9 protein-coding genes are annotated in these 13612 nt (G+C 70.3%); 4 read left to right on the top strand and 5 right to left on the bottom strand.

The features are described from left to right. Nucleotide 1: 1 nt before the first annotated feature. Genes mbtD through ACJH6I_RS12125 form a run of 4 tightly spaced genes read right to left on the bottom strand, consistent with a single transcriptional unit; the run spans nt 2 to nt 8463 of the window. On the bottom strand, nt 2–2908 hold the full coding sequence (mbtD, locus tag ACJH6I_RS12140) for a mycobactin polyketide synthase MbtD (RefSeq protein ID WP_406784129.1): 2907 nt from the start codon (nt 2906–2908) through the stop codon (nt 2–4). Further along, a complete protein-coding gene (locus ACJH6I_RS12135; protein ID WP_406784128.1) occupies nt 2908–4224 on the bottom strand; it encodes a polyketide synthase in 1317 nt (438 codons plus the stop codon). Before ACJH6I_RS12135 ends, mbtD begins: the two co-directional genes overlap by 1 nt. A 4-nt stretch (nt 4225–4228) precedes the next feature. Further along, on the bottom strand, nt 4229–4987 hold the full coding sequence (locus tag ACJH6I_RS12130) for a thioesterase II family protein (protein ID WP_406784127.1): 759 nt from the start codon (nt 4985–4987) through the stop codon (nt 4229–4231). Next, the gene (locus tag ACJH6I_RS12125) at nt 4984–8463 is read right to left on the bottom strand and encodes an amino acid adenylation domain-containing protein (RefSeq protein ID WP_406784126.1); all 3480 of its coding nucleotides are present in this window, start codon (nt 8461–8463) and stop codon (nt 4984–4986) included. The genes ACJH6I_RS12130 and ACJH6I_RS12125 overlap by 4 nt, the downstream gene beginning before the upstream one ends. Nucleotides 8464–8568: 105 nt before the next feature. On the opposite strand from ACJH6I_RS12125, the gene ACJH6I_RS12120 reads away from it, so the two are divergent. The 3 genes from ACJH6I_RS12120 (at nt 8569) to ACJH6I_RS12110 (ending at nt 12396) form a co-directional block, all read left to right on the top strand. Beyond that, on the top strand, nt 8569–10218 hold the full coding sequence (locus ACJH6I_RS12120; RefSeq protein WP_406784125.1) for a (2,3-dihydroxybenzoyl)adenylate synthase: 1650 nt from the start codon (nt 8569–8571) through the stop codon (nt 10216–10218). Between the two features lie 107 nt (nt 10219–10325). Further along, nucleotides 10326–10991, top strand: coding sequence for a VC0807 family protein (locus ACJH6I_RS12115; RefSeq protein ID WP_406784124.1), 666 nt, complete (start codon nt 10326–10328; stop codon nt 10989–10991). A 43-nt stretch (nt 10992–11034) separates the two neighbouring features. Further along, nucleotides 11035–12396, top strand: a complete 1362-nt coding sequence (locus ACJH6I_RS12110; RefSeq protein WP_318985321.1) for an acyltransferase — start codon at nt 11035–11037, stop codon at nt 12394–12396. Here the strand turns inward: ACJH6I_RS12110 and ACJH6I_RS12105 are convergent. After that, the gene (locus ACJH6I_RS12105; protein ID WP_406784123.1) at nt 12318–13031 is read right to left on the bottom strand and encodes a hypothetical protein; all 714 of its coding nucleotides are present in this window, start codon (nt 13029–13031) and stop codon (nt 12318–12320) included. The genes ACJH6I_RS12110 and ACJH6I_RS12105 overlap by 79 nt on opposite strands. A gap of 91 nt (nt 13032–13122) precedes the next feature. On the opposite strand from ACJH6I_RS12105, the gene ACJH6I_RS12100 reads away from it, so the two are divergent. Further along, on the top strand, nt 13123–13611 hold the full coding sequence (locus ACJH6I_RS12100; protein ID WP_318985322.1) for a MarR family transcriptional regulator: 489 nt from the start codon (nt 13123–13125) through the stop codon (nt 13609–13611). Nucleotide 13612: the final 1 nt, after the last annotated feature.

Genomic DNA, 13612 nt, shown 5'->3' with positions numbered 1-13612 from the left:
GCTAGCTCTCCACCTTTTCTGTTCTGTCGGTTAGCAAATCCACCAGTTCGATACCGGTGATGCCGCTGAGCAGCCCGGCCAGCGGCACGGACCGGCCGGTGCCCCGGCGCAGTCGCTTACGCAGGTCCAGCGCCAGCAGCGAATCCAGGCCCAGGTCGAACAGGGCCGCGGTCAGGTCGATGGCAGCGGGGTCGCCCAGTTTGAGCACTGCCGAAAGTTCGTGCCGGACGACGTCCGCGGCGTCGGCACCGGCGCCGAGGGTCGCCGGAACATGCTGCGGTGCAGCCGGTTCCGCGGCCAGCGGCGCAGCGCCGAGCAGCGTCGCCAGCCGCTCGGCGTCCGCGCTGAAGATCAGCGGTGCGGGCGCCTGGGTTCCGAGAGCCGCCTCGATCGCGATGTCGGGATCCATCTCCCGCAGTCCGGCGCGCTCGATGCGCGCCACTTCGTCGGCCCCGACGATGCCGGCACCGGGCCACAGTCCCCACCGCACGGCGACACAGTCGAGGCCCTTGGCGCGGAACTGCCCGGCCAGCACGTCCTGCATGCGGTTGACGGCCGCGTACGCGACATGACCGAGCCCGCCCCACAGTCCGGACACCGACGAGCACACCAGGATTCGGGCGCCCGGACGCAGCGGCCAGTACTCGGCCAGCCGGGCCAGACCGCCGACCTTCGCGGCCGCGGTGGTGATGAATTCGTCCGCACCGACCTCGGTGCCGAACACCGCCGCACCGGCTGCATGGACCACGAGCGTCGCACCGTCACCGCCGTGGGCGGCCGCGGCGGCCGAAAGCTGTTCGGGCGACGCGATGTCGCACTGCACCGACACCACGTCGGTGCCGTCGAGGCCGGCCAGTTGCTGCGCGCCGGTACCGCTGCGGCTCACCAGCACGATGCGCCGGGCGCCCGCGGCGGCGAGGGCCCGCGCGAAATGCAGCCCGACCGCACCGTTGCCGCCGGTGATCACGACGTTGTCGAGGAGCCCGGGCGGCGGTGCGTCGGCGTCCGGCAGGGCTTGCAGACCGCGGCGGTACTGCTGCGAATCACGCAGCGCCACTTCGGTTCCGGTGCCCAGCATGGTCTCGATGACGGCGGTGGCCGCCGGTGCGTCGAGTTCCCAGGATGCCAGGTCGAGGTGCCGGAAGGACTGGTCCGGATGGTCGAAGCCGATGCTGCGGTGCATGGCGGCGAGGGCCGCCTGGGCCGGCAGCGCCACCGGCTCGTCGTCGCGCACGTGCTCGCCGCCGACGGTGACCAGCCACACGTCGGCGCATTGCGGCCCAATGGCATTCGGGTAGTCACACAGCCCGCCGGCGATCAGCTCGGCGAGGTCGGTGACTGCCGTTTCGGCGTCGGGGTGGTCGAGCATCGGTGCGACGACGATGAGCAGATCGGCGTCGACGGGCTCGACCAGCACCGTGCCGAGGTTGGCCCGCACCCCGTCGCGCAGCTGGTCGGCGAGCTCGCCGCGCGGTCCCGCCAGTTCGACCACGGCAGCGCGCCGGATGATCAGCGGCACGGTCTCGTCCGGCTGGGGCAGCCACTGCTCGGCACCGACCGTCAGGCCGGCCACCGGCGGCAGCGGTTCGGGAGTCGCCCAGAGGTGCATCGCCGCCATGGGGGCATGCGGAAATCCGCGCAGCAGAGGTTGATTCGGCTCGATGTGCCCGGCCCAGTCGTAATCGGGGTCGGACACGGCCACCGTGGCGATGTTGTCGGACAGCACGTCGGGCAGCGCCTCGTCGCGGCGTCCCGAGCCGACTGCCAGCGGCGCATCGGTATCGGCGAGCGCGTGCAGCAGCGCCGGGTGCGCCGACATCTCGACGAAGGCTTCGACGCCGCTGTCCCGCGCCGCGGCGGCGGCCCGGTCGAACCGCACGGTGTTCCGCAGGTTCCGGTACCAGTACTCACCGAATTCGGTGCCCGCGTCGACTGCCGCGCCGGTCACCGATCCGATGAACGGCACCGCGCCGACACCGAACTGTGCCTTCGGCACGCCGGAAAGCAGTTGTGCGCGCAGCGGATCCAGGGCACTGGTGTGCGCCGGGAAGCTCATGGCGATGACGCGCGCGAAGCGGCCGCGCGATTGCAGCTCGGACACCAGGTCGGCGACGGCGGTGCGCTCGCCGGACACCACGACCGATGCCGACGAGTTGACCACGGACAGTTCCATCCACCCCGCGGCGTCCGAAACCACCTGCTGCGCTTCGTCGACGCTCATCCCCAGGCTCGCGGCGCCGAAATCACCGGTCAGGCTGTCGAGTGCCCCGGCCCGGGCGATGACGACGGCGACGGCCTCGTCCAGTGTGATGGCCCCGGCGACATACGCCGCAGCGATCTCACCGAGGCTGTGCCCCAGCGTGACGTCGGGCTCGATGCCCAGTGCCCGCCACACCGCCGCGAGACCGACGGCGTGCGTGAACTGCGCGCTCTGACTGTGGATTTGCGACCACTCGCGGTCGGCCGGGTCGACCAGGAAGGCCAGCGGCGAGTCGATGCCCGCGGCGACGAATGCGGCGGCGCAGCGGTCGGCCGCGGCGCGGTACACCCGCAGTTGCCGGTACGCATCGGTGCCCATCGACGGCCACTGGCCGCCATTGCCCGGGAACACGAAGGCCGTCCGGGGCGCTGTGGTCCGCGCGGAGACGGCCACCAGGGGATGCTCCTCCCCCGCCGCCAGTGCCCGCAGCGCGGCGGTCAGCTCGGCGGCGTCATGGGCCCGGACCACCGCCCGGAACCGCCGGCGACGGCGCAGCCGCAACAGCATCGCGGCCACCGCGCCCAGGCCCACGGCACCATGCCGGTCCAGGTAGTCGGCGACGCCGGTCGCCTCAGCGGCAAGCAGCTCCTCGGTGTGCGCGCTGAGCAGGACGGGGACGCGGCCGTCGGGAAAGTGCGAAAGGCTCATCACGCCACCAATCCCTCCGGCATCGCGACGACGACGTGCGCGTTGGTGCCGCTCATGCCGAACGCCGAGACCGCGGCAAGGCGCTCACCACCGACGGCGGGCCATGGGGTGTGGTCGGTCGCGAGCCGTAATCCCTGTGCGCTCCAGTCGATTTCGGCGCTGGCCTGCGCGGTGTGCAGGCTTGCCGGGATGGTGGCGTGCTCGGCCGACACGAGGACCTTGGCCAGTCCCAGCGCACCGGCGGCGGCCTGGCTGTGTCCGACGTTGGATTTCACCGAACCGAGGACCGCGCCCCGGCCGGGTGCGGTGGCACCGTAGGTCTGCGCCAGCGAATTCAATTCGGTGCGGTCCCCGAGTTTGGTTCCGGTGCCGTGGCCTTCGATCATCCCGATCTGGTCGGGCCGGGCACCGGCGAGATCGAGCGCGCGGGCGAACAGCCGCGCCTGCGCCGGCCCACTCGGCGCGGTCAGGCCGGTGCTGCGGCCGTCCTGGTTGAGGCAACTGGCCCGGACCTCCGCGAGCACGCGGTGACCGCCCCGCTGCGCCACCGACTTCCGTGACAGCACGAACATGCCGGCGCCTTCGGCCCAGACGGTGCCGCTGGCCTGCGCGCTGTACGGCCGGCAGTGCCCGTCGTCGGAGAGGGCGTGCTGTTTGGCGAATTCGACGAAGTATCCCGGCGAACCCATCACGCACACCCCGCCGGCGAGCGCCATGCTGCAGTCACCCGAGCGCAGTGCCTGCACCGCGGTGTGGAACGCGGTCAGCGCCGACGAGCACGACGTGTCGATCGTCAGCGCCGGGCCGTCGAGGCCCAGCAGGTAACCGATTCGTCCGGAAATCACGCCCAGCGACGTCCCGGTGATCAGATGCCCACTCAGGTCGGAGTATTCGGCGAGATCGGGGCCGTATCCGGTGCCCGAAGCGCCGATGTAGCAGCCGACGTCGTGCCCGGCCAGATCATCGGGGTTGATGCCCGCGTTCTCCAGCGCCCGCCAGGTCACGCGCAGCGCGACGCGCTGCTGCGGGTCCATCGCCACCGCCTCGCGCGGCGAGATGCCGAAGAACGAGGGGTCGAAAAGCGCTGCGCCGGTCAGGAATCCGCCACGGTTGTGGATGCGCTTGAACCCGTCGCGGCGCGAGCCCGCGAGCAGGTCGCGCACGGCCCAGCCGCGGTCCTCCGGGAACGCGCCGAGCGCCTCGCGGCCGGAAGACAGCAGTTGCCAATAGCTTTCCGCGTCGTCCACGTCACCGGGGGCCTCGACCGCCATCCCGACGATGACCACCGGATCGTCCGTTGCCGAGTCGGCGCTCATCGATTCAGCGCGCACTGATCACTTCCGCGATCGCGTCCAGCTGGTCATTGAGGTAGAAGTGGCCGCCATCGAACTCGGCCAGCGTGAAAGCGCCCGACGTGTGGTTCTCCCAGCGACGCAGCATGTCCCGGTCGATGCGGCGGTCGTCGCGTCCGCCGAGAGCATGGATATCGGCGGCGATGCGGCCGCCGCCCACGTAGCGGTTGAGGGCTTCGTAGTCGGCCCCCACCGCCATCAGCAGCATCTCCACGAAATCCACGTCGGCGAGCAGCCGGGGGTCGGTACCGCCGAGATCGACCATCTCGGCGAGCATTTCGCGCGGGCCGGTCGGCAGCGGCGGCGCGTCGACCACATCGCACGGCGCCTGGCCGGCCGATGCCCACAGGCTGTGCACGGTGGCCCCACTCTGTTCTGCCACGCGTGCGAATTCGAAGGCCACCACCGCACCCATGCAGTGCCCGACGAGTCGCAGCGGGCCGAGGCCCGGCCAGTCGCCCGCGGCGTACAGGTCGGCGGCCAGCTGCTCGACGGTCGGGTGCGCCGGATGCGCCAGCCGGTCGGCGCGGCGCGGGTACTGGACGACATACGCGTCGATCCCCTTGCCCGACAAGGCGGTGGCCAGGTCCCGGTAGGCGACCGCGGCCCCGCCGGCATGCGGGAAGATCACGACCGCTCCGGCGTCGCCGGAGCCCGCGTAGTGCTTGATCCAGGGCGCGAAGGCGCTTTTCGGCTCGGTCGCGGAGCCGGTATGCACGTCGGTCATGAGACGGCCGCCGGGTCCAGCGCGGTGAGCACGTCGTCGTGGTTCATCTCGGAAATCTCCAGGTAGAGCTCGGCGACCATTTCCAGTCGGTCGCTGCCGTTCTCGCGGCCGGTCAGCCGCTGCGCCAGCGCCCGCACCGTCCGGGCGGCGAAGATGTCCGGCACGCCCACGGTCGGGGTATCCAGCCACTTCCGGATCCGCGCGACGGTGGCGGTCGCCAGAACCGAATCACCGCCGAGCTCGAAGAAGTCGTCCTCGACACCCGCATCGACTGCGACCAGCTCGGAGACGATCGCCACCAGGGCGCGCTCCAGCATCGTCTCCGGCTGCGCCCGTCCGGCGCCGTCGGCCGCCTGGACCAGTGCCGCGAGCTGACCGGCCGCGGCCCGGCGGTCGGTCTTGCCGCCGACGGTGAACGGAATCGCCGCAACCACCTGCAGCTGCCGCGGGATCATGTGCGGCGGTACGAGTTCGGCAACGGCCGCGGAGATGCGCTCGGCGGTCAGCTCCGCGTCGTCGACCGAGACGAGGGCCGCCAGCACGTCATGTCCACGCTCCCCGCCCGGGACCACTCCGGCCACCGCGGCACGCACGCCCGGAACCCGCTGCAGTGCGGCCTCGACGTCACCGAGCTCGATGCGGTAGCCGCTGATCTTCACGCGGTGGTCGGCACGCCCGACGAACTCCAGGATGCCGTCCGGCCGGTAGCGCGCCAGATCGCCGGAGCGGTACCAGGTTCGGCCCGCGTAGCGCACGAAGCGGTCGGCGGTGAGATCTGCCCGGCCGCGGTAGCCCGAGGCGATGCCGCGTCCGGTGAACCACAGTTCGCCGGCCACCCAGTCGGGGCAGTCCTGGCCCGACTCGTTGACCACGCGGCACGCGTTGTTGGTGAACGGCACACCGTAGGGCACCGCCGACCAGGTGTCCGGCAACTCGCCGGCCTCGAAAATCGTTGCGTGAATGGCGGTTTCGGTGGCTCCGCCGAGGCCCGCGACGCGGACACCGGGCGCCTGCGCCTGCAGGTGCCGGACCATGGCGGTCCGGACCCAGTCGCCGCCGGTGAGAACCACCCGGACGGTGTCCAGACGCCCCGCACCGACCTCCACGAGCATCTCCAGCCAGCCCGGCAGGAAATTGAGCACCGTCACGCCGTGCTGGGCGATGAGGGCGGCCCACCGGTCCGGGTCGCGCCGGTACGGCTCGTCGACGACGACGATGCTGCCGCCCGTCGCGAGCGTGGCGAACATGTCGAGCACCGACAGGTCGCACTCGAGGGTGGCCAGCGCGAGGCAGCGGTCGGCCGGTCCGATGTCGAAGTGCCCGTACAGGAATTCCGCGGTGTTCATCGCCGCGTCGTGGGTGACCTCGACGCCCTTGGGCTCACCGGTGGAGCCGGAGGTGAACAGCACGTAGGCCAGTTCGTGCGGATCGGTGGCGGCCGGGACGAACGGTCCCTCGGCGCGACGCCCGATCCGCAATGCCTCCGCCACGGTGAGCGACGGCTTCCACGACGGTGCCAGGTCACCGCAGTAGAGCGCCATCCGGACGCCGCCGGTGGCCAGGATCTTCTCGGTGCGGTCGGCGGGCTGGTCCACGCCGATCGGCAGGTAGACCGCGCCGGCGGCGAGGATGGCCAGCAGCGCGATGATCTGTTCGGCGCCCTTGGGGCCGAGGACGGCCACGGTGTCGCCCGGCACGATACCGGCGATCTGCAGCGCGGACGCGACGGCCGAAACCTCCTCGGCCAGTTCGGCATACGTCCACTGCCGGGACTCGCCGATCATGGCGGTGGCGTCGGGGCGGGCGGCTGCCGAGGCGAAGAAGCCGGTGTGCAGCGCCGCGCCGCTGGGCGCCGCGGTGCGGCTGTTGGCCGCGTCACGGACCGCGCGCTGCGCCGCCGACAAGGGCTCCGGGGTGGGTGCCTCCCATGCGGCGTCGTCGCCGGCCAGCCGCTCGAGCTCGGCGATGTGCCGGGCGAACATGGCGTCGATGACGCCGTCGGGGAATGCGTCCTCGCGCACATCCCAGTTGACCAGCACGCCGCCGTTGAACTCGGTGACCTGGGCGTCGAGCATCACCTGCGGCCCTTGCGAATTGATCCACCCGGGCGTACCGAACGTCTCGAGCACGGCCGAGCCGAACAGTTCGCCGAGGCCGAGGGCGCTGGTGAAGACCACGGGTGCCAGCACCTGCGTGCCGCGGTGCCGGCTCAGGTCGCGCAGCACCTCGAGCCCGGAGTACTCGGAATGCGCTGCGGCGCTGCGGAATGCATCCTGCAGGACGCCGCAGCGCGCCGTCGCGGTGGCTGCGTCGGTCAGGTCGACGTCGAGCAGCAGCGACGACGTGAAGTCACCCACCAGGCGGTCGACGTCGGCGTGCCGCTGATCGCGCCCGAACAGCGGCACGTTCAGTAGGAAGCGCTGTCCGGCCGACCAGCAGGCCAGGGCATCGGAGAAGGACGCGGCCAGGGCCATCGCGGGCGTGATGCCGCGCCTGCGGGCCGCGGCATACAGTGCGTCCCGCACGTCGGGGGCCAGCCAGTGCCAGCGCCGCGTGGTGTGCCGCGGATCGTTCTGCTCGGCAACCGGAACCAGCGGCAGGCGCGGCGGGTCGGGCAGTTCCGGGAGCCGCTCGCCCCACCACTGCCGATCCGCGTCGGCGCGGGGATTGGGTTCTTGCGCCGATTGCGTTGTGGCCACGCGGTATTCGCGGTACGTGTAGGCCAGCGGAGCCAGCTCGACACCGCGGTACAGAGCCGCGAGATCGGTCATCAGGGTGCGGTAGCTCATGGCGTCGGCGGCCTGCATGTCCAGGTCGACGTGCAGACGGGTCTTGCCGTCCGGGAGCAGCGTCAGGGTCAGTTCGAAGACCTGGTCGGTCAACTGCTGGTGCGCCTTGCGGCGCTGGGTGGCAGCCAGCTGCTCGGCAATCTGCTCCGCCGGCAAGTCCCGCAGGTCGGTGACCGTCACCGGGAAGCCGCCGTCGAGCGCCTTGATGCGCTGCGTGCCGTCGGCGAGGAACTGTACGCGCAGCATGGGGTGCCGCGCCGCCAAAGCCGTTGCGGCGGCGGTCAGTCGCTCGGCATCGACGCCGTGGCCGTCGAATTCGACATAGAGGTGCCCGGCGACGCCACCCAATTGCTGGTCGTCTTCGCGCCCGATCCACATGGCGTGCTGCATCGGGGCCAGGCCGAACGGCTGGTCGTGTTCCGAATCATCCTGGGGTGCCGAGGTTTCGGCGCGCTGCAGGCCGCCCGCCGCGGACAGCAGTTCGGACCAGGCCGCGATGGTCGGCTCGGCAGCCAGTGCGGCGAAGTCGATGTCGATGCCCTGCTTCCGCCAGCGTCCGGCGAGGGACATCATGCGGATCGAATCCAGGCCCTGGCTGATCAGGTCGGCGCCCGGGTCGAGGGTGTCGGCACGGGCACCCAGCAGTTCGGCAACCTCCTCGCGGATGGCCTGCGAATTCACTGCCACGACGCCCACAAAACCCTCCCGAACACGTTAAAGACAGGCTGTCCTAATTTTGATTAGGCTACCCTATATTGCCGCTACCTCCATGCCTACCCCGAGGGATCCGCCGTGACGCGCACCACTGTCTCCACCGAGGCCGACCAGCATTTGCTGAATGGATTCGTTCGGTTTCCGCACGACCGCGCAGAGCGTTACCGCGAGGCGGGCTATTGGGCAGGTAAACCGCTGGACAGCTTGTTGTCCGACGCCGCGCGACAGTGGCCGGACCGCGTCGCCGTCGTCGACCCGTCTTCGTCATACACGTTTGCCGAACTCGATCATCTAGCCGCCGAAGCCGCCGCCGGCTTCGCCGCTCTCGGCATCGAAACCGGCGACCGCGTACTGCTGCAAATGCCCAACACCACCGACTTCGCCATCGCCCTGTTCGGACTGCTGCGCGCGGGTGCGGTGCCCGTCATGTGCCTGCCCGCTCATCGACGCGCCGAACTCGGTCATTTCGCCACGGTCAGCGGCGCTGTCGCGCTCGTCATCGCCGACCGGTTCGGCGGCTTCGACTATCGCGACATGGCGCGCGAGCTGGTTGCCGAGCACCCGCGCCTGCGGCACGTGGTCGTCAGCGGCGAGGCCCGCGAATTCACCAGCTGGACTTCCCTTTTCGGCCACGCGCCGGCAGCCGCGCCGGCCATCGACACCGCGGAACCCGCCCTGCTGCTGGTCTCCGGCGGCACCACCGGGGCGCCGAAGCTGATCCCCCGCACCCACGACGACTACTACTACAACGCCACCGCCAGCGCCGCGGTGTGCGAAATGACCGGTGACGACGTGTATCTGACGGTGCTGCCGGCTGCGCACAACTTCCCGCTGTCGTGCCCGGGGATGCTGGGCGCCATGTCCGTCGGCGCCACCACGGTCTTCACCACCGATCCCAGCCCGGAGTCCGCGTTCGCCACCATTGCCCGGCACCGCGTCACCGTCTGCGCTCTGGTGCCCGCACTGGCCACCCTCTGGACGCAGGCCTGCGATTGGGAACCGCAGCGCCCCAACACCTTGCGACTGCTCCAGGTCGGCGGCGCCAAACTGTCCGCACCGGACGCGGCGGCCGCACGCGTCGCGCTGACGCCCGGCCTGCAGCAGGTTTTCGGCATGGCCGAGGGGCTGATCAACTACACCCGTCCCGGCGATGATCCCGAACTTCTGGACCACACCCAAGGGGCACCGCTGTGCCCGGACGACGAGCTGCGCATCGTCGACGACGAGGGCGCCGACGTGCCGGTCGGCGGCGAGGGTGAGCTGCTGGTGCGTGGGCCGTACACCCTGAACGGCTACTACCGGGCGCCGTCCGACAACGAGCGGTCATTCAGCCCAGACGGCTTCTACCGCAGCGGGGATCGCGTGCGCCGCAGGGCCGACGGCTACCTCGAGGTCACCGGACGCATCAAGGACGTCATCCACCGGGGCGGGGAGACGATCTCGGCACTCGATCTCGAGGAACACCTGCTCACGCACCCGTCGATCCGGGCCGCAGCCGCCGTCCCGCTGCCGGACCCCTATCTGGGCGAAAAGATATGCGCGGTGGTCGTATTCAGCGGTCCCGCCGTCAGCCTCAGCGACCTCAACAGCTACCTCGACGACCGCGGCGTTGCGGTACACAGCCGGCCCGACACCCTGATCGCACAGCCATCGCTGCCGGTGACGGCCGTCGGCAAGGTCGACAAGAAGGCCATCACCCGGGCGATCGCGGCCGCCACATCCGCCTGACCATGAAATCCCTCGCGAGCAGACTCAAAACTGTCGAATTTCGCCAGATATCGACAGTTTTACGTCTGCTCGCGGGATAAACCGACCCCCGCTAGGAGCCAGCTTCCATGTCCGATACCCCGAAGACCCTGCGCGAGTACATCGTCAACACGGCGATCAACACCATTCCACCGCTGATCGCGTACTACGTACTGCGCGTGTTCGACTTCGAACCGTACCTGGCGCTGGTCGGGGCCATCATCACCGCCGCCGCGCAGGGGGTCCTGACCATGGTGCGCAAGCGCAAGGTCGAGCCCGCGAACGTCGTGGTGATCGTCGGCGCCGCGTGCTCGCTGATCATCGCGCTCACCACCAGGAACCCGCGCATCGTGCAGGCCCTCGAACTCGTCCCCATGTCGCTGCTGGTGTGGTCCTTCGCCATCAGCGGGCTACTGCGCAAACCGAATTCGAAGAAGATGGCCGGCGTCATCTCCCCCGCGCTCGCCGAGCCGGCGCTGCCCGAACGCGGCTGGACCGAGCAGAGCATCCAGGACTGGCACCGGCTGCACACGCAGCTGTGCGTCGGGCTCGGGCTCCTGTGCGGTTTCTATCCCGTCTTCGCGCTGTACATGATCTTCAACTACCCGGTCGACATCTCGCAGTTCGTCATCGTCGCGACCGGCCCCACGCTCGTGGTGCTGTGCATCGTGTTCGCGGTGGCCCGCATTCGCCGGTTCGTCGGGCAGCACGACGGTGCCGCCGACGTCGCGGTGGTCGCCGGCGGGTCTGAGTAGTCACACTCATCCGCGCCGCCCGGCGCTCGGGCATCATCAGCTCATGCCGAGACTGTTGCCCGATTTCCACACCGTGATCGACGGCACCGCGCCCGACCGCGACCGCAGCATCGACGTGGCGCGCCTGGGTGCGCTGCTGGTGGTGATGTTCGGTCACTGCGCGTTGCTGCTGGCCACCATCACCGCCGACGGCGTCCAGATCGGCAACACCCTGGGCGCCGTTCCCGGCCTGCAGCCGGCCACCTGGATGTTGCAGGTCATGCCATTGTTCTTCTTCGCCGGAGCCGCGGCGGGCATTCACAGCTGGCGCGCCGGGACGCCCTGGGGCACCTGGCTTTTCACCCGCGCGCAACGCCTGTGCCGACCGGCGCTGTGGTACCTGGGCGCCTGGACCGTCGCCCTGATCGTGGTGCGGTTCACCATGGGTGCCGAGTCCGCGGCGGCCCTGGGCAACGAGGCCGTCGCACTGCTGTGGTTCCTCGGCACCTATCTGATCGTGCTGGCGTTCGTCCCCGCCTTGGCCCGCTTGCGCTCGGCACGGTCGGCCGCACTGGTCGTCGCGGCCCTCATGGCGGCTGCGGCGCTCGGCGACTGGGCCCGGATCAGCACGCACATGCTGGAAGCCGGCGCGGCGAATCTGATTGTGGTCTGGCTGATTCCGATGGTCATCGGCGCGGCGTACGCGCACCGGCTCATCGCACCGAGGACGGCGCTGGCCGTGGCCATCGGCACCCTGGCCGTCCAGGTGCTGGTTGCCAGATACGGCCCCTACGACGTGTCACTGGTGGTCACCGGCTCCGAACGGATGTCGAACGTCACCCCGCCGACGCTGCTGCTTGCCCTGCAATGCGTCTGGATGTCCAGTCTGTTCATCGCCTGCGCCGGTGCGGTCCGCCGGTGGGCCGGGCGTCCCCGCATCTGGTACCTGATCGTCGTGGGCAACAGCGGGGCGATGACGTTGTACCTGTGGCACATCGCGGCCATCGCCATCGCGACGTTCAGCCTGCATGCGGTGGGCCTGGACGCGTACGACCCGGCGGCCCCGTACTTCTGGCGCAACATCGCGATCCGCGCGCTGGTCTTCGCCGTGGTGATGACGGTCATGTTCCTGCTGCTGTCCCCGCTCGAGCACAACCGGCTGCGCTGGTGGGACGCGCGCGTCCGGGCGACGGGGCGTGCCTCGACCGCGGCCGGTGTGCTGGTCTGCGCGGCCGGGGTGGCGCTGCTGCTGATGGCCAAGAACGGGCTGGGCACGAGCGCGGGCTGGATGTTGTTGGCGCTCTTCATCGGTGCGCTCGCCGGGGCCCGGCTCAGCGCGGGGCGAACTCAGTGCGCGCTGACGAACGTCACGGTCGGCGTCGATGAACCCTTGACCAACGTCGGCCCGGAAGCGGACAAGACGTAGGACTCGTTGCCCGTCGGGTAGCCGCCGCCGTTGGTCGAGATGTGCACGTGCGTGTAGTGATTGGCGTCGGGCCCGCCATAGTCCGGCATCCGGTGGGCAGTGCCGTCCGGGAAATAGATGGCCTGCCGCCAGATCACATGGTTCAGATCGAACTTCTGCGCGTTGGCCAGCACGTACCGCAGGATGCGGTCCCCGAGCGCCTTGCCTGCCGACGACCCGTAGTCGGGCACCATCACGTCGAGCGCCAGGCCTTCGGGATGCCAGCGCAGCGCGTCCGGCCGGACCCCGGTCATGGTGTGAATCTCCGGGAACGTCGCGCTGACCGCGCGTTCGGCGAGGATGGTGTCGACCTGCAGGCCGCGTTCGGCGGCGACGCCCACCGGCAAAGCCATGGTGCGCACCATGGCACGCGAACTCTCGGCGGCCTCGGCGACGATCAGCGAACCCGGATGGGAAGCGGCCCGCTCGGCCAGGACCACCTGCGCGCAGCAGACATCCACGTCAGTGGCGGTGGTGACGGCCTGGGTCGCGGTGCCGGCGGTGACGAACGCCGCGGCCGGCATGACGAGCGCCGCCAGAGCCACCGACCAGCGGCGCCTGGCGCGCGTCGCGGTAGCTAATCCGGGCTTGTCCACCGGTGCACCATACCCCGCAGGTCACCGTTTGGTAACGGCTTCAAAATTGGCGAGCTGGTAAATTGTCTCTACCCAACGAGGAGGAACCGCGGTGTCCGCCCAACCGAGAACCGCCGCCGAGCCGTCGGTCGACACCATCGCCGACGCTCTCGTGACCGCATCGCGCCTGCTCCTGGACATCACGGCACGCTCCGTTGCGGTCGTCGACGACATGCTGACAATCCCCCAGCTGCGGGTCCTGGCGATCCTGGCGGCACACGGCACGAGCAACCTGACGACACTTGCCGGTCAGCTCGACGTACAGCCCTCGACGATCGGCCGGATGACCGAGCGCCTGGTCACGGCCGGTCTGATCGACCGGCACCCGAACCCCGGTTCCCGCCGCGAGATCGTCGTGGAGCTGACCCGCCGGGGACGCGCCGTCGTGGACACCGTGACCGCCCGCCGCCGTGCCGAGATCGCCCGGATCGTCGAGGTCATGCCGGCCCGTGAGCGCATGGGGTTGGTCCGCGCGCTCCACGCGTTCACCGACGCCGGCGGCGAACCGCCCGCCGACGCCCCGGCCGGCCTGGACTTCTAGC

The sequence above is a fragment of the Mycobacterium sp. SMC-13 genome, from assembly GCF_045311035.1.
Lineage (GTDB): Bacteria > Actinomycetota > Actinomycetes > Mycobacteriales > Mycobacteriaceae > Mycobacterium.
Note: the sequence above shows the minus strand (reverse complement) of the source record. Positions and strands in the feature narration are given on the sequence as shown.

Excerpts from the sequence above, each read along its gene's own strand:
- mbtD (WP_406784129.1), bottom strand. The coding sequence starts at position 2,908 with ATGAGCCTTTCGCACTTTCCCGACGGCCGCGTCCCCGTCCTGCTCAGC.
- ACJH6I_RS12135 (WP_406784128.1), bottom strand. The coding sequence starts at position 4,224 with ATGAGCGCCGACTCGGCAACGGACGATCCGGTGGTCATCGTCGGGATG.
- ACJH6I_RS12130 (WP_406784127.1), bottom strand. The coding sequence starts at position 4,987 with ATGACCGACGTGCATACCGGCTCCGCGACCGAGCCGAAAAGCGCCTTC.
- ACJH6I_RS12115 (WP_406784124.1), top strand. The coding sequence starts at position 10,326 with ATGTCCGATACCCCGAAGACCCTGCGCGAGTACATCGTCAACACGGCG.
- ACJH6I_RS12110 (WP_318985321.1), top strand. The coding sequence starts at position 11,035 with ATGCCGAGACTGTTGCCCGATTTCCACACCGTGATCGACGGCACCGCG.